Annotated in this window: 19 protein-coding genes; 11 read left to right on the forward strand and 8 right to left on the reverse strand. The window is 42.0% G+C overall.

Going from position 1 to position 20,703, the window contains the following annotated elements; genetic code table 11:
- Positions 1-9: 9 nt before the first annotated feature.
- The 3 genes from FFM74_RS02670 to FFM74_RS02680 form a co-directional block, all read right to left on the reverse strand.
- Positions 10-1,233: a metallophosphoesterase family protein gene (locus FFM74_RS02670; RefSeq protein ID WP_171000638.1), complete on the reverse strand. Its 1,224-nt coding sequence runs from the start codon at positions 1,231-1,233 to the stop codon at positions 10-12.
- Positions 1,234-1,377: 144 nt separating this feature from the next.
- The gene (locus tag FFM74_RS02675; protein WP_171000639.1) at positions 1,378-2,181 is read right to left on the reverse strand and encodes a metallophosphoesterase; all 804 of its coding nucleotides are present in this window, start codon (positions 2,179-2,181) and stop codon (positions 1,378-1,380) included.
- A 72-nt stretch (positions 2,182-2,253) separates the two neighbouring features.
- Positions 2,254-3,081 (reverse strand): hypothetical protein, encoded by an 828-nt coding sequence (locus FFM74_RS02680; RefSeq protein WP_137625091.1) that lies wholly within the window; start codon positions 3,079-3,081, stop codon positions 2,254-2,256.
- A gap of 65 nt (positions 3,082-3,146) precedes the next feature.
- On the opposite strand from FFM74_RS02680, the gene FFM74_RS02685 reads away from it, so the two are divergent.
- Positions 3,147-3,617, forward strand: a complete 471-nt coding sequence (locus FFM74_RS02685; RefSeq protein ID WP_137625092.1) for a hypothetical protein — start codon at positions 3,147-3,149, stop codon at positions 3,615-3,617.
- A gap of 71 nt (positions 3,618-3,688) precedes the next feature.
- Here FFM74_RS02685 and FFM74_RS02690 read toward each other — a convergent pair whose 3' ends face one another.
- Positions 3,689-4,492 carry a metallophosphoesterase gene (locus tag FFM74_RS02690; RefSeq protein ID WP_137625093.1) on the reverse strand — a complete coding sequence of 268 codons (804 nt, stop codon included), beginning with the start codon at positions 4,490-4,492 and terminating at the stop codon, positions 3,689-3,691.
- 433 nt (positions 4,493-4,925) lie between these two features.
- Here FFM74_RS02690 and FFM74_RS02695 point away from each other — a divergent pair, with 433 nt between their 5' ends.
- Entirely contained in the window at positions 4,926-6,782 is a 1,857-nt protein-coding gene (locus FFM74_RS02695) for a hypothetical protein (protein WP_171000640.1), read from the forward strand.
- A 715-nt stretch (positions 6,783-7,497) separates the two neighbouring features.
- Positions 7,498-8,220, forward strand: a complete 723-nt coding sequence (locus tag FFM74_RS02700) for an exonuclease/endonuclease/phosphatase family protein (RefSeq protein ID WP_137625095.1) — start codon at positions 7,498-7,500, stop codon at positions 8,218-8,220.
- Positions 8,221-8,309: 89 nt separating this feature from the next.
- Here FFM74_RS02700 and FFM74_RS02705 read toward each other — a convergent pair whose 3' ends face one another.
- A complete protein-coding gene (locus FFM74_RS02705) occupies positions 8,310-8,825 on the reverse strand; it encodes a hypothetical protein (RefSeq protein WP_223877144.1) in 516 nt (171 codons plus the stop codon).
- Between the two features lie 217 nt (positions 8,826-9,042).
- On the opposite strand from FFM74_RS02705, the gene FFM74_RS02710 reads away from it, so the two are divergent.
- Genes FFM74_RS02710 through FFM74_RS02725 form a run of 4 tightly spaced genes read left to right on the forward strand, consistent with a single transcriptional unit; the run spans position 9,043 to position 13,240 of the window.
- Positions 9,043-9,993 (forward strand): GrpB family protein, encoded by a 951-nt coding sequence (locus FFM74_RS02710; RefSeq protein WP_137625096.1) that lies wholly within the window; start codon positions 9,043-9,045, stop codon positions 9,991-9,993.
- 19 nt (positions 9,994-10,012) lie between these two features.
- On the forward strand, positions 10,013-11,869 hold the full coding sequence (locus tag FFM74_RS02715; protein WP_137625097.1) for a monovalent cation:proton antiporter family protein: 1,857 nt from the start codon (positions 10,013-10,015) through the stop codon (positions 11,867-11,869).
- Between the two features lie 42 nt (positions 11,870-11,911).
- On the forward strand, positions 11,912-12,568 hold the full coding sequence (locus FFM74_RS02720) for a histidine phosphatase family protein (RefSeq protein ID WP_137625098.1): 657 nt from the start codon (positions 11,912-11,914) through the stop codon (positions 12,566-12,568).
- A 15-nt stretch (positions 12,569-12,583) separates the two neighbouring features.
- A complete protein-coding gene (locus FFM74_RS02725; protein ID WP_137625099.1) occupies positions 12,584-13,240 on the forward strand; it encodes a histidine phosphatase family protein in 657 nt (218 codons plus the stop codon).
- A 38-nt stretch (positions 13,241-13,278) separates the two neighbouring features.
- On the opposite strand, the gene FFM74_RS02730 is transcribed toward FFM74_RS02725, so the two are convergent.
- Positions 13,279-13,593 (reverse strand): DMT family transporter, encoded by a 315-nt coding sequence (locus FFM74_RS02730; RefSeq protein WP_137625100.1) that lies wholly within the window; start codon positions 13,591-13,593, stop codon positions 13,279-13,281.
- 142 nt (positions 13,594-13,735) lie between these two features.
- Positions 13,736-14,173 carry an NUDIX hydrolase gene (locus FFM74_RS02735; protein WP_137625168.1) on the reverse strand — a complete coding sequence of 146 codons (438 nt, stop codon included), beginning with the start codon at positions 14,171-14,173 and terminating at the stop codon, positions 13,736-13,738.
- An 88-nt stretch (positions 14,174-14,261) separates the two neighbouring features.
- Here FFM74_RS02735 and hflX point away from each other — a divergent pair, with 88 nt between their 5' ends.
- The 4 genes from hflX to FFM74_RS02755 all read left to right on the forward strand — a co-directional run bounded on the left by hflX (position 14,262) and on the right by FFM74_RS02755 (position 19,355).
- The gene (gene hflX / locus FFM74_RS02740; protein ID WP_137625101.1) at positions 14,262-15,548 is read left to right on the forward strand and encodes a GTPase HflX; all 1,287 of its coding nucleotides are present in this window, start codon (positions 14,262-14,264) and stop codon (positions 15,546-15,548) included.
- 177 nt (positions 15,549-15,725) lie between these two features.
- Complete coding sequence (locus tag FFM74_RS02745) at positions 15,726-16,679, forward strand: ABC transporter ATP-binding protein (RefSeq protein WP_137625102.1); 954 nt, start codon at positions 15,726-15,728, stop codon at positions 16,677-16,679.
- 14 nt (positions 16,680-16,693) lie between these two features.
- Entirely contained in the window at positions 16,694-17,707 is a 1,014-nt protein-coding gene (locus FFM74_RS02750; RefSeq protein ID WP_137625103.1) for an extracellular solute-binding protein, read from the forward strand.
- Positions 17,700-19,355 (forward strand): ABC transporter permease, encoded by a 1,656-nt coding sequence (locus FFM74_RS02755; RefSeq protein ID WP_137625104.1) that lies wholly within the window; start codon positions 17,700-17,702, stop codon positions 19,353-19,355. Before FFM74_RS02750 ends, FFM74_RS02755 begins: the two co-directional genes overlap by 8 nt.
- Positions 19,356-19,578: 223 nt before the next feature.
- On the opposite strand, the gene FFM74_RS02760 is transcribed toward FFM74_RS02755, so the two are convergent.
- On the reverse strand, positions 19,579-20,460 hold the full coding sequence (locus FFM74_RS02760) for a TSUP family transporter (RefSeq protein ID WP_137625105.1): 882 nt from the start codon (positions 20,458-20,460) through the stop codon (positions 19,579-19,581).
- Between the last annotated feature and the right edge of the window lie 243 nt (positions 20,461-20,703).

The following is a 20,703-nucleotide window of genomic DNA, read 5'->3' on the forward strand; positions in this document are numbered from 1 at the left end:
CCTCACATTCTAAAAGTTACCGTTTAACACCTGCTGACGACTCCCATCACGCCACTCGATATGCAATTCAAATTCATGGTTTTCCGAATTCAAGATCAAATAGCGAAACGTCGAATCATCGCTGTCAGTTAGATTGAAACTGCGATTATTTCCGACCATCACATCACGATCAAACTGATTACGGTGGCCATGAATGGCGGTAATGCCCTGAAACTTAGTCGAATTGGCCCATACTTTATCAATGTCACGTGAATATACTGAGTCTTTACCACTACTTAAGCCGTGAACAAATGCATCTGATGGCGCAAGTGCAACACTATCTGTTAGTTTCGCGGGATGCAGCCATCTAGCCACTTGTTCAGGTTCAAGGCCAGCATGACTAAGCAACAGTTTTTTCCTACCAAACTCAAGTGCTAAATAAGTTCCCATTTCACTAATGAATTGCTTAATCTCTGACTTAGTCACCCCTGCCATCTCTAACTGCGGGAGAGTCATTCTGGCAAAGTCACTTACTTCTGGGTGACTGATTCGCTGCTGCTGATACCAAGCAATTAACCGGTGTTCATGATTCCCTAAAAGCTGCAAACAATTATTACTAGCCAATAAAGTTCGGATAACCCCGGCAGAGTCTGTGCCACGATCAATAGCATCACCTAAAAACGCAAACGTTGTCTCTGGTGTAGAAAATTCAGCCATAGTCGACCTTAATTTTTTCGAATCACCATGAACGTCACTGAATATTACTAATCGTTTAACTTCAGGACGAATCTTGGTGAATACTATTGGTCGTTCTAATTCATTTAACAATTCAGCGGGGCTGATGACTCGTCCTAAGCTAGGCCAATTAACCGACATATACCGTGCGATATACTTGGCGTCCCGTCCTTTAGGATCATCATAGTTTTTCCAAAATGACGCTTGGCACGGTACAGCCATTGCATCCACAATGACAACCTCATAACCCCAGGCATCTTTTATTAAACGTCGAAACCAACTTAATGTTTTCCGCGATAATAAGTTAACTACTAGGATAATTGGATCTTGTGTATCAACACGCTGTCGCATAAACAAGTCTAAAGATTTTCGCACAAGTGCCTCTGAAGATTGCTTAACGTCTGTTATGATTGTGCCATTTTCTTGCAGAAACAAACTTGGATTACTCACTGCCATGCGGATTCTTTGTTCTGACAAAATATAAGGTTCTAAGCTTGGATTAGAATACAACCAGTTCATCATCGTGGGTAAACCAAGATAAGCATATATCACCTTGCTACTTGACATTTAATATCCTTTCTCATTGGAAAGCAACGAATTCAGTCCGACAATTAAATCAATTACAAGTCTGTCCCAAGTATCTTTTGCCATCTTGATACTGAACTAGTTATCTTCAATAGCTTCAAGCAATGTCCCATTATCAGCATCAAAAACGGCAATATTACCGATATGGGCCGCTGTGCTGGAATGATTCCCACCATCAATAAAAAAACGAGCATATTCATTTTCATATTGGACTGTCAATACACCACGTGGACTAACTGTACGATTACGCAAAGTCGTCGCAGCTGCAGAGCCATCATACAATCCAGTAATTAAGCCAGTCGGTGTGTGACCAGTAACAATCGCACAATCTAATGGATTATGGGCATAATTAGGCGCATTTTTACCATACCAATAGTCTTCACGTAACCAATATTTATTATGTGGCAATGTATCTTCAATTGGATCAGCCAACGACAATTCAAGCCCAGCGTGCACGAAAAACAACTTACCAATTTGAATATTCAATGGTAGTGCCCCAATCCAGTCAAACAACCCAACATGCTCATGCTTAAACATGGTGATTGCTTCAGTCATATCTGCTGGCGAACGGCCCTCAATTGCCATCGTTTCAGCAATAATATCCTCCCCACCCATTTCTAACCAATATTCATTTTGGCCTGTCAGGCTCTCCCAGGCAGCAGCATCATGATTACCTTGAATGGCAAAAATTTTATTTGGATTAGCTACCTGCATCGCTTGAATCTTTTGTGCCACAGAAACGCCAGTATGATGATGAAATGAATCTTGATAATCGCCTAAAAAAACAACTTCTGCTTCTGGATACTTGAGACGTAACTTAGCTAATGCTGGAAAAACTAATAGCTGACCATGTATATCAGATAAGGCTATTACTGGATGCATTTCACAAGCTTCCTTTTTAATAAATTTCGACAAAAATGTCTGTTGCTCATACTTTTGATTTAAAAACATTTATTACAAAGTAACCATAAGGATATTTACTTCCTTTTCTGCCCAATACCAAAGTACTAAATGGATGAAACTTTCAAGTTCATCAACGCTTTGGATAATTTCTTCACTATGATTTAATCTATTCTGAGCTAACTCGCCAAAATTTATTAATGCATTTATTATCTGTGGATCTTCTATGAAGAGTACCCGACTACAATAATTTTCAAGATGATTTAGTTTATTTCCAAATGTTGGTTCCTCAAAAGCGCTGTCCAAATATGCCCTCAGCATAGTCTTTTCAACAGCTATATATGTCTCAAATAGCTGGTTTGATTTTCCTTCATAGTATCGACTGAGGTTGTATAAAAATATCGGCATCATAAAACTTTTAGGGCGACTGGCTTGATCAACAATTGGAATCAAACTCATATTAAGGCTACTAAATTCTCGGTAAATGCAATCACTCCAGGCGGTAGCCAAGTGCCTTGGCAATTGTTCGGAACGAGTCAACTTATCGATAAGTCTTGATAGTGAGTCAAGATCAAAATCCCTAGTCCCAGTGAGTAGGATACGGGGTACCTGAAATTGGTCATATCCGGATGTATCGATGGCGGCTGCCCAACCACCTTCAATGGGAATAATTTCAGCAGATGACTCGATAAATGACTCAATAAAATCCCATTTAATATTTTTATAGGAAATTTTAAAATGCTCCAATACATCGAGAGATGTGGATATTGACCGTCCCAAACCTGAGTGCGTCACATCATATTCTGGTATTCGAATACGATTTCGTAAGTAATCGTTATTTTTTTGCATATAATTAGTTCCAATCAAAAAATCAAATGGCAAATATTTGTTTAAAATATTGACCGGCTTTCATGTCAACTCTAAAATAGGTCATATGGAGGTTTTTTATGGAGACTAGAAACGAAAAATTCAGAAGACTTGCAGAATTGCGCCTAGGTCGGATTTTACAAACCATGAATCTGATTGCAAACCTCAGCGCTCCACAATATGTTTATACTTCAGAAGACATTACGGAACTATTCAACATGTATCAAACAATGGGGAATGCGGCCCAAACCTATTTTCAAGGTCTCACACGATACAACGAAATGCCCAGTAGTTTCATGTTCACCAACACTGTCACGGTTGCACCCGAGTTGACTTCAGCGCATGCTCGCTTTCGACGGTTAGCAGAAAATCGGATGAGCCGGGTATTGCGTGACTTGCGGCTACTAGTCAATCTATCAGACAAAAGTAACTACTCGTACACTGACTCAGAGGTTACACAACTATTCGATGCCTATACAAATAAGGGACGTGAGATTGCTGCCTTATTTGCACCATTAACAACTGATTTTCACTTTAAACCGAAGGACTAGTCAACTTGACTAGTCATCTTCGGTTTTTTATTGTCCTAATTCAACAAGTGTGCTGATATCCGCAAAAAAGTTTAATCTTCTATGGCGTCAATCAACAATCCTGTCTTACTATCAAAAATACCAATATTTCCTAATATATCTGGATTACCTTCACCCACACCGCCATCCATTAAATAGCGTGGCATTTCACCTGGATACTTGATTGTATATATCGGACTATGCTCTGATTCACATTTATCAGGTTTTTGTGTCAATCTCTGATCATAACTTCCCATAATCATTCCGTTAGCTGTATGACCAGTAATAATACTCATCCCTAGTTTGTTTTGAGCAAAAGTTCCCCAGTCATTGGGACTATACCAATATTTAGCGCGTAACCACAAACGATCATGATCAGAAGTTTCAGAAATCGGATCATGCAAAGACAAGTCTAACCCCGCGTGTACAAAATAGAGCTTGTCTCGCGTATAGCTTAAGGGTAATTGGCTCATCCAACTAATCAAGTTGCGTTTACGTTTTAAAACATAACGACGTTCCTGACCAACACTTTCATCAGCACCACCCAAGTCAACCGTTGCTGTCCATAACGTGTTATCACCGCCAAACCTTAGCCACGCATCTTGGCTTTTATCTTCAAAAAAATCTACTGCTGCTTGTTCATGGTTTCCCATCAAAACAATTGTATGATCAGGATCAGCTAATTGCATTGCTCGAATCTGATCCAATAACTCAAAACCAAAATTTTCACCGTAACTGTCAATATAATCACCAATAAAAACCGTAAGTGCCGTCGGATACTTTGTTTTCAAATACTTTAAGCGTGACATCACGCCAATTTGACCGTGAAGATCGCCAAGTGCAATTACGATACTCATTCTTATCTCCTTTTTAGACACTTATTTAGCATTTATCTTACATTAAATCCCCGTACATATCAATGAATAAAAATCATATTTCTTAGAATTACTATAAAAAGCATTCCATGTCATCCGTCACAATATACTTTTTTACAACATTTAATCAATCAAAATCATCATTAATAGCCTAATACAATTTCACATCACTAAGCATATATCAATGCATTATAAAAAAAGTAGATAAAAAAATATACAATTTTAAATTGATGATGTACTATAGCTTTACTAAGCTAGAAACCTAAGTTATAGCTGTAAAATGCCACCAAATCTACATTCATCACCTAACTGCTAAGATTAAACACACCATTAGCCCCAATATGACAAAGTTTCAAATCTTGGTTGGAACGTCATTCGAAACAAAATCATAAATTAAATGAATCGAGGAAAACTAATGCGCAAACTTGACCAACGTCTTGGCCAACAACCAATGAGCAAATGGCGAAAACTGTTGACAGGAATACCATACAAAACAATCGCAACCGAATATCAAGGCCAAATGTTTCCATTATTACTTGAAGAGTTTGACATTTTTGTCGTTGATACACCCTATAAAAAAAAGCTGCGACAAGAAATAAAAACTTCAGGCCGCAAGAGAAATTTTAGAAAGTCAACTATTGAGAGCGGTGCCGAAATTGGTTCAGCTTGGTATATCATGAGTCAATTCACAAACACTGATCCATACTACAACTACTGGGCATTATCAAAAAAAGGTGTCATGCAAGTTTTTGTTGAAAGAAAAACTGGTTTCGATGGCATAATTGAAGCCTTTGCAAAAGATCCACAGAATTTTTCAATTGCTGGTTTTGAGCAACAATATGCTTCTCAAGAACTAAATTATCTACAAGATATTTCAAAATGCTATCAACGATACGGCACACACGTAAAAACTGATAACTCAATCGTAATTACGATGATTAATACCGGATCTGCTATCGAAGGAATCTATGCTCACATATTTGGAAATCGGTATGAACCCTCATTTTCAAACATGTGGCACAACGTCATTACTGCTGCAGCATCATACATTAATCTCTATAGTGCATCGATGATGTCCTCAAGACATCAGGAATCTGATGTATCTGCATCGCTACACACTTTTATTGTCACTTTGGATACCTTAGCGAAGGCTACACAACAAAATAGAAATGAGTACGACAAACGATGGTTTCAGATAAACTGGCTTTTCAAAAATAAAGATTCGACACCTGATCGACAAGAATGCACAGAATTTGCTGGATTTTGCCTATTTTGCGACTCATTACAATCAAATTCAGCTGTGGATGACGATAAGATGGCTGAGCAATCATTTACTATTGAACTAGGAAAAAAATACAGAAACTTATCACTAAATGAATCAAGGATAGTCATGCACAAAGCTGGAAAGAAAAGAATTGGCCGATATCGAAGGGATCACTGGTATGACAGGATATCTTACTCAGATAGAGCTATCTCCCTTGAATATGAAGGACAAACAATTCCAGTCTATCTCCCTGCCTATGACACGTGGGTAGTAGACACCGAATTTTCTCGGCAACAGCGGCAAATAAAAAGGGCTGACAATAAGCCTAAATCTGCAAGATGGAAGTACAGGTTTGGTGAAAGTGCTACAACTGGGCAACTGTCGTGGGTGATGGACGAATTTACCGGGCATGATGCATCGGGTCTAACTTACTATTACCATACGTTATCAAAGGAAAAACTCGTCTTATGGCATTGTCACGGCTTTGACGAAATTCTTTCTGCGTTTGCTAAAGATCCCCAACACTTCTCCATTACTGGCTTTGAATATCAATACGCTCTTCAAGAGCTGGCTCTATTGCATGCTATTGCCAAACGTTATCAGCAATTTGGCTTGCGCAAACAAATAAGAACCAGTGCTACCAACCTTCCACCCTTGGGAAGTCATGTCTCACTGTCCATTGTGCAAGCACAAGCCATATATACGCGTATTGCACCATTGGAACACAGAAACAGTCCAGAATTTTCGGCATTGTGGGCAACCGTAATTAATGCAGCAACTACCTACGCCGTATCTCATAACGAAGCAATGCTGGTTTCTAAAAACCAAACCTCAGCAACCGCTGCATCACTGGACACGTTTAAAGATGCCTTGCAGGAACTGGCTACTGCATTTCCACAGAAAGATAATAACTCAGAATGGCTGTCTCTTTTAGGCGAATCACGTATCAAATACCAGAATTTTGCTTCGTACCTCTTATTATTTGAAACACTACAAGATAATCAGTAAATAAGATTGTGTGTTGAAACACCCCCCGTTAGTCACAAAGTACGTAACTAACAGGGGGTTAACTATATTTAATCCAATTTTCTAGTAACTGCTCAGGCCATGGCAAACAAGCCTTCAGTTGCGCCTGACTAACAATCACCGATAACTGAGGCACATTCATAAGATACTCAATATATTTAGAACAATCTCAGTAATTTCGGATTCAGAAATAAAATGTTGACGCACACTCCAACCTAGCTCTATTTCCGGATCCTTAAAAAACAAATTAAGTATGCCTGTTGATTGACAACCGGAAATACCCAACAACTAATATCTCATTAGAACCAAGCAAAAATATGATGTGGTCGTTGGCGTTTTGCTAGGCTCATAGAAATTTTCATCATCATGGTATATACCTCTGTTTCACTAATTGAGTTCAGCATAATTCATTGATCCGAATGCTTGAGTAACGAGTTTATGCTTAAATTAGGTTCGTAAAGCATTACACTAATATCTGTATTGGCCGTAGTTAAAGCTAACCTGAACAATCCACTTAGATGCCCCAATTATTGCTGAAGTTCTTCTCGCCAGCCAGACTCACATCGCGTTAATCATCAATATAACTCCAATTTTACTTAGTGTTGAATATTATTTGACAATTTGACCTTGATATTGTAACCTAAACTCATAATAGTAATCTAAACTCATAGTTTAAAACTTGAATGGAGGAATCAATATGGATGAACGTATGTCGAACAAGCACATTAATATTGACGTTCTGTCTCTGAACATGAATTTTTACGATAAAAACGGGGGACACAAATCTCCTCGTACTTTTGGAGATGTAATGAAAGAGTTAGGCGATAGCCATACTTTCATCGCTCTGCAAGAATTTGGTCGAATGTCTTACAGCCACGATCTTGACGGAGAAAAAATTGAACAAGCTCTTGCTAAAATTGGATACGGCACGCTTTCACCGCACAAAGATGGCATATTCCCAGTAAACGTTCGCCTATTCTACAAACGAACGGATGATATCCAGCTTCTTAACATGGAAACTATCAGTTCACAATATCCCAATCGACACATCGGTGCTCGGTTCTTGGTCGCTGGCAGAGAAGTTCTTGTTCACAGTGTTTACCTGCCCCTCAGTTCTAAGGATTTGAAAGGAAAAAGGACCTATTGGCAAGATATATTAGCATACACAACCAATAGCAATGTGCCGTTAATTTTAGCTGGAGACCTGAATGACTCGTACCTACGGAAAGACAATACACAATGTATTGCCGACATTCGCACTCTAAATACCTTACTGAAAGATAATAGCGGTGATGCCACGTATAAAACTAAACGTCTTGATCATATCTTTTCAGACCTTCCCGTAATAAGTTCAGAAACACGCCCGGCCAATTTCATTTCAGATCACAGAACCTCGCGGGTGAAATACCAATTAATATAATGTCCTAGCAAGTGCACAATACTATCATAAAAGAGACATCTAGATTCCGTTTGATAAGAATCTGGATGTCTCTTTTATTTTTGAAAAAATTATTTTTTTTTGATAATGCCAATTTTGAAGGTTGAGATTATAGTTTCCAATCGGTCATAATTAGCACTAGCAACAATCTCCTTGAGATCAGTTTCTAAAAGCTTAATTTGTGTGTTTATAGAATCCACTTGTGGTACAACAACTTGCCCGGTTTTATTTAAAACTAATGCCCCCTTCAACACATACTTAACTGTAACGCCCAATGTCACACTTCTCGTATTCGTAAACGCTGGCATTCTATATTTTAAGTTTCTAATACCTTTTTCAGCTTCATCACTTATCTGAACTTTAATATTAGTTCCATGCCCACTCAAATAATCAAAATCATTTTGTGAAACCATTTTTTTTTCGATAATTGGAGTCCAGTCGTCAATACTATTGGTTTCTTTGTATGCCCTCATTAGAATTTGACTTCTAGTAATCTCAGAATTCTCATCATCATTATAGATTTTTTTTAGTTGCTCAAAATAATATATCACTTCACTGGCAACTCTCACTTGAAACTCAGCCATCATGCAACACCCTCCAATTGTTGTAAATTATTATATTCTGTAATCCAAAATCATTCAATATATACTAACCCTTATATCTTCAAAGATTATCTGTCTGCTATATAATTTATTGATTAACATAAAAATCACCTTCAAACATTGTGTGTTGAACAAATTCTTTCATAAAAGTAACAAAAAGTGTATCCTTTCATAGAAGCAAACTCATGGAGGTGTCACCCAAATGACAACCAAAACACTCGTCAGCTACCAACCGATTTGGCAAACGCTGGCGGCTGATTTTCAAAAAGAACTTAAACCAATTTTAGGATCCAATCTCATTAGTAGTAGTCATGTTGGCAGTACGGCCATTCCAAAAGTGCCAGCGATTCCCGTGATTGACTTGGCGCTACTAGTCACCGACTTGTCGACGGCTCAAAACAACTTAAGCGCTAAATTTGACTTAAGCACCTTGTCAGCACAACCGACAACTTATCAACTGATGTGGCAAGATCAGCCATTTAAATTAATGCTGTTTAACGATGACACGGCCTATCAAACACTCATCAACTTTCGTGACTATCTCAACGCTCACCGGACGGACGGTCGCAAATACACGGCCGTGCGGCAAATGGCGTTGACTAGCCAGAACTATGATGCCGCTAAAACCGATTTTGTAACCAGTCTCAACGGTAAAGCCAGTGACTGGCTCGCCAACAAAGATGCACATGAGACCCATGACCGCATGGTTCGCGCTGAACTCGTCAACATGTGCCTCATCATGAACCCTGAGACACATGAAGTCATCGTGGAAAATAAAATTGACGCAAAGTGGTCCGGCCTGACTTTTCCCGGCGGTCACGTCGATCCCGGTGAATCACAACTGCATGCGATGAAACGCGAAGTGCTTGAAGAGACCGGCCTAACCGTCACCAATTTAAAATTAGTCGGCACGGTCACTTGGGTCGAAAATGACGCCGGCGACGTGTCGCTGGGTACGCTCTACACCACGACCGATTACCGCGGTGACCTGCTGGCTGGGTCGTATGAAGGCGCCATCGGATGGCGGCCGCTGAGTGACCTGACTCCTGAAAAATTAGCACCAGGCATCGACCAAATCTTAAAAGTCTTCACCAACCCTAACCTCAACGAAGCGTTTTGGGGCGCTGAAGACAATCAACTTAATGTTTATTAGCTAAGAGAGAGGAATTATCATGGATCAAGTCTCATTAGTCATCATTTTATTTGCCGCCTTACTAATCCCGTTAGTGATGGCCAAATTCAAAATCAATAGTCTCCCAACTGCCGTCATGGAAATCATCGTCGGCATCATTCTTGGACCGAGTCTACTCAACATCGTCACAATGAACGCCTCAATTTCACAACTTTCAACCATCGGCGTCATTGTGCTCTTATTCTTGAGTGGTTTGGAAATCGACTTTAGTTTATTCAAAAAGCGTCGAACTGCGCTGACACCGTTGGAACAAAAGCAATCAGGCAACTTACCAAAATATTCGCCAGTCCGCTTATCGGTTTACGCGTACAGCACCATCATCATCCTATCGCTGCTACTCGCGGCCGCCTTCAAAGTGACTGGTCTGTTCAGCGATTTTTGGCTCGCGACGATTCTCTTCGGCACCATTTCACTGGGGATCGTGATTGCCGCATTAAAAGAAAAAGAATTACTCAGCAAAGCCTTTGGACAAACGATTCTGTTGATCTCAGTCTTTGGTGAAATCGTGCCAATGATGGGCTTAACGCTCTATGCCTCAATCTTTGGCAATAATTCGCAAAGCTTATGGTTGTTATTACTCATTCTGGCCGTTGCAGCCTTGCTCTTATTACGGTTCAAACCGTTCTTTAACTTCTATCAAAATATTAATAAATCAACGACACAACTAGACATCCGCTTAGCCTTTTTCTTGATCGTCACCATGGTTACCGTGGCGGAAACGGTCGGCGCGGAAAACATTCTCGGTGCATTCGTTGCCGGCATCGTGCTGAAACTGTTGCAACCAAGCGAAAGTACGCGCGAACGGCTGGATTCAATTGGCTATGGCTTCTTTATCCCAATCTTCTTCATTTCCACCGGGGTTGATTTAAACTTACGCACGATTTTGACTAGTGGTAAGACATTACTCTTAATTCCATTGTTCTTCCTCGCCTATATGCTGGCCAAGTTGGGTGGTTACTGGGTATTGAAGTTGCGGTTCAAGCAAGCTAACGCGATTGCCGGTACCGCACTGACCGCCACAACTATGACGATGGTGCTAGCGGTTTTACGGGTCGCCAAGTCAATGAAGACCATTACGAGTGATCAGTCGGGGGCCTTCTTATTGGCCGCCCTACTCACTTGTATCGTTTCACCATTGATTTTTAACAAATTTTACTCGGCCGAAAAAGAAGACCTGGTCAAAACTGCCGTTCACTTTATCGGCGCTAATTTAAGCACGGTACCAGTCGCCCAACAATTACGTAAAGGCTGGTACGACGTCAAAATGTATACGAACCATCCGCAAAATTACGAGACTTACCATGCCCAAGCCCCAGTCCAATTGATGGAAAACTTTTCTGCGGAACAATTGGAAGCTCAAGGTGTTTTCGATGCCGACATTTTGGTACTCGGCCATATTGACGCCGAACGTAACTACACTTTAGCCAAGGCGGCGAAGGAATATGGGGTCAAACGAATCATTGTTCGTTTCGAAGACCGCAACGTCTTGAACGAACATGAAGACGAACTGCGTGATCTCGGCATTGAAGTTTACAATACGCCAGAAGCGAACATCACATTGTTGCGGTCGCTGATTGAATCACCATCAACCTTGCTGATGCTGCGTGATACCGAAAACAGTATTTACGAAGTTCGTGTCGTCAATCACTTGTATACCAACGTGCAGATTAAGAATCTTCAATTTGCTAAGGATATTACGATCAGCCAAGTCATTCGCAATCGTAAAATTATCGTGCCAAATGGGAGTACTTTGATTCAGTACGGCGACCGATTAATTTTTACTGGGAGCAAACAAGATGCACCCCGCATTCGGCAAGCTTTAGCGACTGCGAACTAATATGCTAAGATAGACTTATCATTAAATTTAAGGGAGCCCACTATGTCTACATTTTCAGTTTACATGATTCGTCATGGTCAAACTTACTTCAATAAATATCGCCGCATGCAAGGTTGGTGCGATTCGCCACTAACCGAGGCCGGCAAACAAGACGCGCGTAACGCTGGCAAAATGCTGGCCGGCATTCATTTCGACGCTGCTTACGCCAGTGATATGACCCGTGCAATCGACACCGCCAAATTGATCTTACCTGCCAGTGGTAACGACAATTTAGCGGTAACACCAATGTCCGCTTTCCGTGAAGCATTTTACGGCTACTTTGAAGGCGACGACACTTCGCAAACTTGGTACATGATTGGGGCGCCGCATCAAGCACCGTCACTATCAGACATTATTGCAAAATATGGTATTCATAAGGCCAAGGATTTTGCTAAAGAAGCTGATCCGTTCCATCAGGCCGAAAATAATGACGAATTCTGGCAACGTGTGAACGGCGGGATCGCCGACCTACGTGCCCAAGCACACGACGGGGATAAACTCCTATTAGTTAGTCATGGCAATACCATTTTCAGTATTGCAGCTGAGTATATGCAGTTGACTTCACCTGCGCGCCCGCAAAACGGGAGTGTCACTAAGTTCACGATTTCTGACGAGTCGATCCACGTCGACTATTTTGGTCGTAAGGACCATATCGCCTAATTAAGGAGGACTATGATGTCACAATTTTCAATTTACTTCGTCCGGCATGGTCAGACTATCTTTAATGTCTTCAATCGGATGCAAGGCTGGTCAGATTCCCCGTTGACTGACCAAGGCAAAAAAACGGCTAAACAAGTCGGTCAGGCATTAGCCCAAGTCGATTTTGCCCACTATTACTCAAGTGATTCAAAACGTGCCATGGATACTGCTCAGCTGATTAAGGCTGGTGCGGGTAAGGCGGATGCTGAGTTAACGACTTTGCCAAGTTTCCGAGAAGAGTTCTATGGTTATTATGAAGGTGATGATTCCAGCCGAACTTGGTCGCTGGTTGGCAAAGAATACGGTGTCACCAGTTTGCACGAGCTACTCGATCATATCTCGATTGAACGTACTAAAGATTTGATGCATGAACTCGATCCGTTTCACGAAGCTGAAAACAATCAAACATACTGGGAACGCGTGAACCATGGCTTTGACTATCTCAAAGCACATCATGATAGCCACGAAAAGATTCTCATTGTGACTCACGGCACCACCATTCGCAGTATTGTGTCACACTTCGGCCCAGAATTTGATATCTCACAAGGCCCCAAAAACGGTAGTGTCACCCGCTTAGACATTGACGGTGATCAGGTCAAAGTGCTGAGTTACGCTGAAGAGTTAACTGAATAATTTCAAAAACTGCCACGCAAATTCGCGCGGCAGCTTTTTTAACTCGTCACTTTAATCCCAATAATTCCCACAATCAACATCGCAATAAAAATCCAGGTCACAGGTGCAATCTGATCTTTAAAGCAGATCACGCCAACTAAAATGGCCCCAACTGCACCAATTCCCGTCCAAATCGGATAGGCAATGCTCAATGGCAAGTGCTTGGTTGCTAAGGCTAAAAATCCAAAACTTAAAATCATCCCCACGACCGTCGCCGCCGCATAGCCTAACTGACTGAACCCATCGCTTAACTTCATCATCGTTGCCCAAAACACTTCAAAAATTCCAGCAACCACTAAATAAATCCAGGTCATATTAATTTTCCTCCTCAAAATAAAAAGACAGCGTCCCATCAACTTCCGCAATGACCTAAGGAAGTTAACGACACGCTGTCCGGTGACAGTTCTGTTTAATTAATGCCATCTAATATAGCAAATCTAATAGCTGTGGTCAAGTTTACTGGCCTAATAACAGCTGCTTGGTGATGGGCGTCAGCGCCGTTGGTAATGCTGACTTGGCGAAAAATTGGGCAGCACTCGTTTCATTCGTGGTTGTCACTAATTGACCACCCGTAATGGCGCCCCGATACAAGATCGTGACACTATCAATGATATCGCCATTTGGATAAACATAATGAAACTTAGGCCCGCTGAGCACGTCCACTAGTGTGAGTTTACCAACCGTTAGCCCAGTCTCCTCTGTTAATTCTCGCTGCGCCGTTTGAACAGTTGTTTCACCGGGTTCAGTCGAGCCGGCCGGTAATCCCCAGAGCTGATTGTCGGTTCGTTTAACCAACAAGAGCTCATCAGTTGCATTCGTGGCAATCACCGCAGCGCCAGCGACCACTAATGCTTGATGACCAACTTGTTTTCGTAGGTCTAAGACATATCCCATCCTGATCACTTCCATAATCCCCCAACCAATAATAATCTGATTAGGCATGTTATAATTAACATAACTATAACACGTCAGGAGTGATTGAATGTCCGAACCAAGCGTTCAAAATGTTATTATCGCCGGTATGTCCAAAACTGTCACCAACTATGACTATGCCATGTCTGAACTTGAAGCCTTAGTTGAAGCCAACAATATGCATGCCGCGTTGCGAATTGATCAAGGCTTAGAAAAACCTAATCCCGCAACTTACTTTGGTAAAGGAAAAGTCGTTGAAATCAAAGAAATGGGCGAGGCAAATGACCTCAACATTATGATTATCAATGCCGACCTAACCCCTAGCCAGGTCCGCAACTTGGAAACTGAAACTGGCCTGCAAATTATTGATCGCACCGGTTTGATTCTTGAAATTTTTGGTAACCGTGCGCGGAGTAAAGAAGCCAAACTGCAAGTTAAAATTGCCCAACTTCAATATCAATTGCCACGCTTACGAACGAGTATGGCTAACCGACTTGACCAACAAGCTGGGGCAGCCGCTGGTGGTGGCGGTGGCTATACTAACCGTGGTTCTGGTGAAACACAAATCGAATTGAATCGCCGAACGATTCAAGACCGGATTAGTCATGCCAAACATGAACTCAAAGAACTGGATAAAGACGAAGAAGTTCGTCGCGCCCAACGTGACAAAGCTGGTTTGCCAAATGTCGCCTTGGTTGGTTACACCAACGCCGGTAAATCAACGACGATGAACGGCTTAGTCCGCCTGTTTGGTAAAGGTGAAGATAAGCAAGTCTTCGAAAAAGACATGTTGTTTGCGACCTTGGATACGAGTATCCGCCAACTCACCTTCCCCGATAACAAGCAATTGTTATTGAGTGATACCGTTGGGTTTGTCAGCAACTTACCACATAACCTGATCAATGCCTTCCGTTCGACACTATCGGAAGCGGCCAATGCGGACTTGCTGATTCAAGTCATCGACTATTCGGACCCTCATTATAAAGAAATGATGGCAACCACCGAGACGACGTTAAAAGCCATTGGCGTCCATGATGTCCCAATGATTTATGCGTATAACAAGGCTGATTTAACGGAAGCCACTTATCCAAATTTACAAGATGATCAATTAATTTACGCTGCCAAGGATGAAAAGTCCTTACAGCTTTTAACCAAAATCATTAAAGAAAAAGTCTTCAAAAATTATGTCACCACAACCTTGCTGATTCCATTCAGTGATGGTGACGTCGTGGCCTACTTGAATGACCATGCCAACATTTTGAAAACTGATTACTTAGCCGACGGCACTCAGCTTAAAGTTGAACTGACCGCAGTAGACGCGCAACGTTACGCCCACTACGAAGTTACCCCAGCCTAAGGTTCTAAATTTTTTTCATCGTCGCAACGTGTGACAAAAGGCAATGCAACAACGCCTTTTGTCACACGTTTTTTGCATGGAAAAATACATAAGCTTTACCCACTTTTTACCGGAAATATACTTTTACGAACCGAAATTTCGTTACAATACGAACAGATTAATAAAAGGAGTTTTCTTGTGGTTCAAATAAAGCTAAGCAATATTCGGAAAAGTTACGAACAAAATACGGTGATTGATCAACTTGATCTTGTCTTGCCAGATCAACAAATCACCACTTTAATTGGGCCTTCCGGTTCTGGCAAATCAACTATCCTCAATATGATTGCCGGGCTGCAACTCCCAACCGGTGGCCGAATCACCTTTGATGAAACGGTAGCCTTCGATGCTGAAAAGCAACTCAATCTAGCACCAGCCAAACGTCATTTGGCAATGGTTTTTCAAGATTTTGCGCTCTGGCCACACATGACCGTTTTCAAAAACGTCTCATTCGCCCTAGAACCCAAGCTTAAAAAGCGTGAACTGACTGAGCGGGTTCAATGGGCACTCGAACAAGTCGGTCTGGTTGACTTTAGCAACCGCTATCCCGGTGAACTCTCCGGGGGACAACAGCAACGCGTCTCATTGGCCCGCGCACTCGCCGTCAAACCAAAGATCATTCTTTTTGATGAGGCGCTAAGTGCTTTAGATCCGCAGCTCCGTGAGTCCTTGCAACTTGAAATCAGTGACCTGATTCATCGCAATCACTTGACCGCAATTTTTGTGACCCATGATCGCCATGAGGCCCTTCGTATTTCGGACAACATCGTGTTAATTAAAGCCGGGAAAGTCGTTCAAACCGGCACGCCAACGACCCTATACAACGACCCTGCCAATTTATTTGCTGCAAGTTTTATTGGCCCGTTGAACTTTATTAATGCCCAAACCGCGGTTCGGCCAGAACATGTCAGTTTAGTGCCACAAGCTGGTTGGCAATCATTTGAGGGGCGCGTTCTTAGCTCCACCTTCGCCGGTAGTCACTACGATACGATCGTCCAATTACCCAATCAATTGTGGCATGTGAATACGATCAAATGTTGTCAACCGCAGGCCACCCATGTCTTTGTCGATCCTCAAGCCATCTTAACTAATTAGGAGTTTATTTAACTATGAAAAACAAAAAAATCGTTCTGACAATCTCAGCAATCGCTATTTTATCCTTAGGTGGTGCAATTTATGCTGCCAATCACCACGGAAAAGCGGCTACCAACGATAAAACGTCGACACAATCTCTGACAGTCTACGCAGCCGGTCCCAAGAAGTTATCCGATAAAATCGTTAAAGGTTTCGAAAAGGACTCTGGTATCAAAGTGAAAACTTTCGATGGGACAACCGGTAAAATCTTAAGCAAACTTAAGGCCGAAGAAAGTAATCCTCAGGCTGATGTGCTCATCCTTGCCTCAATGGCCGCCGGAGTTGACTTACAATCTCACAAAAAATTACTCACTTATGACGCTAAAAACAGCACTAAGTTGAACACACAGTTTAAAGACAACCAGCACCAACTTTTCAATTACAGTGCATCCGCGGTGGGGATCACCTATAACACACAAGAAGTTAAGACGCCGCCAACTGATTGGTCAGATTTAACTGATGAACGCTATAAAAATGGGTTAACTATTCCTGATCCCAAAACTTCTGGTTCAAGTTTAGACTTCGTCAATGTCTACCAAATGCAGCATGGCCAAAGCTACTTCAAACAGCTCAAGCAAAACGGCGCTGAAATTGGTGGCGCTAATAAAGAAGTTCTCGATGCCGTCGTCACTGGTCAAAAGAAAGCCGTCGTCGGTGGTGTCGACTACATGAGTATCGCAGCCATCAAAAAAGGTGAAAAAATTGGCTTCGCTTATCCTAAAAGCGGCACCCTTGTCAATCCACGACCAGCCATGATTTTAAAATCAACAAAACATGCGACAGCCGCAAAAAAATTCATTGACTACTTGCTTTCTGATACGGTTCAAAAACAGATCAAACAAAGTTATTTAATTCCAGGAACGACTGACAAATTAACGAATCCATTGAATGATCAAGTCATCAAGAGTTACACCGTGAACTGGCATGACGCTAACCAAGCGTTAGAAGCCAATATTAAAAAGTTCAATCAGGTCTTAGGTCATGACTAAGCGTCGCTCCTGGGTTGTCCCTGCAATTGTTTTTGCTACCGTATTAACCTTAATTATTGTGGGACCCTTGGCTGCCTTACTGAGCAGCACGCTCTTTGGCAGCCACCTGGTCGAATTGGGTCATCGCTTGACGACCCCTGCCATCTTAACCAGCCTGCGCCATAGTTTAACCTTGGGGGTTGGGACAATTATTGGCACCACATTAATCACTACACCATTGGCCTTCATCATGACGCGAACTAAACTCGCCCAGTATTCGTGGTTACATTGGTTGTTACTAGTACCATTCATGACGCCACCTTATATTAATGCCATGGGTTGGATTTACTTTTTCCAACCACACGGTCTCTGGGCACAGGTCTTCCCTAACAGTGCCTTAAGTTTCAAAGGCCTGTTTTCACCATTGGGGATCATTCTAATTATGAGCTTACATTTATATCCATTTGCCTACTTATTATTGCGAAATGCGCTGGCCCAATTTAACCAGCGTTGGACACAGGCCGCATTAGTTCACGCAGTCTCTCGGTGGCGGATCTTGACCCGCGTGACACTGCCAATTTTATTGGTACCTTACTTAGCAATGTGGGTACTGGTCTTCACGAAAACATTGGCCGAATTTGGGACACCGGCAACGTTTGGCCGTAATATTCACTTTGACGTCTTAACCACGACCATTCAAAGAGACTTGAGCCAATGGCCGCTCGATTTTAAAGGTGGCGTGCTTGCCGGAACAATCTTGTTGAGTATTGCGTTGTGTGCCTGGGTTGTCCAGCAGACCTTACTGAAACAACCGAAAATTCAAATGACCCACAATCAGCACTCAGTTATCAATAGGCATTGGCATGTGACATTAGCCGCCGGTTTAGCAATCACGGTCTTATTGTTGGCCGCAATCGGGATTCCGGCTGTTTCGATAGTTTTTCAGTCATTGTTAAAGCAAAGAAGTGCCGGTCTTACAAGCAGTAACTTGACGTTAGAACACTATCTGGCACTACTCCGGTTCGATAGCCCAGCCTTTCAGGCACTTATTAATACATTTGGCATGGCCATTGTGATTAGTTTCGCCAATCTGGTCATTGGGACTTTAATTAGTGTTGCAAGCACGACAAAACGATTGCCACGATGGTTACGAAAATGTTTACATCTATTGGGGTCCTTACCACTGGCAATTCCTAACGTCGTCTTAGCCTTAAGTTTAATGATTTTCTTTTCACAACTGTTTGCCTTTACGAAACTGTATGGCACGATTTCGGTCCTTTTAATCGCTGACGTGGTTTTATTCTTGCCGACAACCGTTCAGTACATGACGACTGCCTTTCAGGAATTCAATGATAACTACCTCAATAGTGCCCGAATTTTTGAGACAAGTTCCAGTCGGATTATTTTTAAAATTGTTGTTCCAATCTTGATGCCGGCACTCGTCAACAGCTTCGCAATGTCATTCATTGCCACTAGTCGCGAATTAGTGGTGGCGTTATTATTACTGCCATCCGGCATGACAACAATCTCTTCATTTATTTACCAATCATTCGAACAAGGTGAGGCGTCGCAAGGAATGGCATTAGCCGTGATGACAGTTCTCATTACTTTTGCAAGTCTTAGTCTTTCGAATCAATGGTTAGATAAGCAGCTAAAACTCTCGCATTAAGGGGGACAATTCTTAGCTTTTCGGTTAAATAACGTCATAATTTGTCGTTACCGCTTGCAATTGTTACCCCTGTTCGATTACACTTAAGGAGCAATTAGGCGTGATGAACCTTTTTGTGGGACCTGGTTGTTTTAACATGTGGATCCTATTGAAAAATCCCATAATGATACAACCTTAAAAGACCGCCGACTTAATGTCAGCGGTCTTTTTAATTATACAAATTTTAACGAACGGCCCGTTTTGATCTAATTGCGGCCTGCCATAATGATTGTGCGGTCCACAAACTCACTAACACAATTAGCCAGCTAATCGCCGTCATGGATAATGATTTGACCAACGTCGCCGCAACAATCACGCCCACGATCCCGCCAAGAATAATGCCAAAGATACCATGATAGTCGACCCGATCATGTCGGATAAAGTTGACTGCCGAACTTGGCATCAGTAACGCACAAGATAACATCATAATTGGAAAAGCTGCGATCGGCGTCAAACCTAAAAAGTACACCATCACCATGCAAGGCGCATACAGTCCAACACCGGCTGCCATCAACAACCCCAAAATGAAATTGCCAACGATTCCGATAGCTAAGGGCCAACCACGAAGACTGGTGGCTTGATTGCCCATGCCTAACAAGCTAACCCAACCAATTAATTTCGCAGCCATTAAAATTGCCGTTATCACCAAGGCAACTGCCATCAAACGCTGAATCCGTTGCTGATTAAGTTTGGTCATCACTTCACTACCCAGCACGGCCCCAATTGCCGCTGCGACCACTAAACTAATTAGTGTCCAAGACTCAACTCGAATGGCCGTTACAAAAAATAGCGCCTCAAAGGCCGTCGGAATCGCATGCATGGTATTCAACGTTCCGGGTAGTTGCCGTTCATCTTTCAAATAATGGGTCGCCTGAAAAATTGCGGTTGACGTGACAAAACTGCCAATGCCCAAAGTGTCTAAAAAATCCGTCACGGCCCCAATTAATAGGCCAACACTAAATTGACGCAAAGTTGGGCGATAATGCTGTTTTCGAGCACCGCGGACCAACAAAACAAATAACCCCACACTACTCAGTGTCAGGATCGTTACAATTGCAATTACCATCTCTGTTCCTCTCTCTCATCCTGTTAGCATTATACCCGTCTTCTACATGGCTGCCAAAAGAATCGCCATTGTCCCAGATATTAGAATATTTATTAAAAAGGATGCCAACTTTTGAAAAATAAACACACACGCCAATTTATCGAACTTTCCAATATTAGTTTTTCGTTTTCGTTCGTCTATTGCATTGAAATTGCGATTTTAACAGGCTTTTACAATTGCGAGCCACTAGAATCTCTGGTATTC

The sequence above is a fragment of the Lactiplantibacillus pingfangensis genome (assembly GCF_005404945.1).
In the GTDB taxonomy this organism is placed as follows: domain Bacteria; phylum Bacillota; class Bacilli; order Lactobacillales; family Lactobacillaceae; genus Lactiplantibacillus; species Lactiplantibacillus pingfangensis.

Bases quoted from the DNA above. Each gene is read 5' to 3' on its own strand.
- FFM74_RS02725 (WP_137625099.1), top strand. From the start codon at position 12,584: ATGTCACAATTTTCAATTTACTTCGTCCGGCATGGTCAGACTATCTTT.
- FFM74_RS02670 (WP_171000638.1), bottom strand. From the start codon at position 1,233: ATGAACTGGTTGTATTCTAATCCAAGCTTAGAACCTTATATTTTGTCA.
- FFM74_RS02695 (WP_171000640.1), top strand. From the start codon at position 4,926: ATGCGCAAACTTGACCAACGTCTTGGCCAACAACCAATGAGCAAATGG.
- FFM74_RS02715 (WP_137625097.1), top strand. From the start codon at position 10,013: ATGGATCAAGTCTCATTAGTCATCATTTTATTTGCCGCCTTACTAATC.
- FFM74_RS02735 (WP_137625168.1), bottom strand. From the start codon at position 14,173: ATGGGATATGTCTTAGACCTACGAAAACAAGTTGGTCATCAAGCATTA.
- FFM74_RS02760 (WP_137625105.1), bottom strand. From the start codon at position 20,460: ATGGTAATTGCAATTGTAACGATCCTGACACTGAGTAGTGTGGGGTTA.
- FFM74_RS02730 (WP_137625100.1), bottom strand. From the start codon at position 13,593: ATGACCTGGATTTATTTAGTGGTTGCTGGAATTTTTGAAGTGTTTTGG.
- hflX (WP_137625101.1), top strand. From the start codon at position 14,262: ATGTCCGAACCAAGCGTTCAAAATGTTATTATCGCCGGTATGTCCAAA.
- FFM74_RS02705 (WP_223877144.1), bottom strand. From the start codon at position 8,825: ATGATGGCTGAGTTTCAAGTGAGAGTTGCCAGTGAAGTGATATATTAT.
- FFM74_RS02755 (WP_137625104.1), top strand. From the start codon at position 17,700: ATGACTAAGCGTCGCTCCTGGGTTGTCCCTGCAATTGTTTTTGCTACC.
- FFM74_RS02710 (WP_137625096.1), top strand. From the start codon at position 9,043: ATGACAACCAAAACACTCGTCAGCTACCAACCGATTTGGCAAACGCTG.
- FFM74_RS02690 (WP_137625093.1), bottom strand. From the start codon at position 4,492: ATGAGTATCGTAATTGCACTTGGCGATCTTCACGGTCAAATTGGCGTG.
- FFM74_RS02685 (WP_137625092.1), top strand. From the start codon at position 3,147: ATGGAGACTAGAAACGAAAAATTCAGAAGACTTGCAGAATTGCGCCTA.
- FFM74_RS02700 (WP_137625095.1), top strand. From the start codon at position 7,498: ATGGATGAACGTATGTCGAACAAGCACATTAATATTGACGTTCTGTCT.
- FFM74_RS02720 (WP_137625098.1), top strand. From the start codon at position 11,912: ATGTCTACATTTTCAGTTTACATGATTCGTCATGGTCAAACTTACTTC.
- FFM74_RS02750 (WP_137625103.1), top strand. From the start codon at position 16,694: ATGAAAAACAAAAAAATCGTTCTGACAATCTCAGCAATCGCTATTTTA.
- FFM74_RS02675 (WP_171000639.1), bottom strand. From the start codon at position 2,181: ATGCATCCAGTAATAGCCTTATCTGATATACATGGTCAGCTATTAGTT.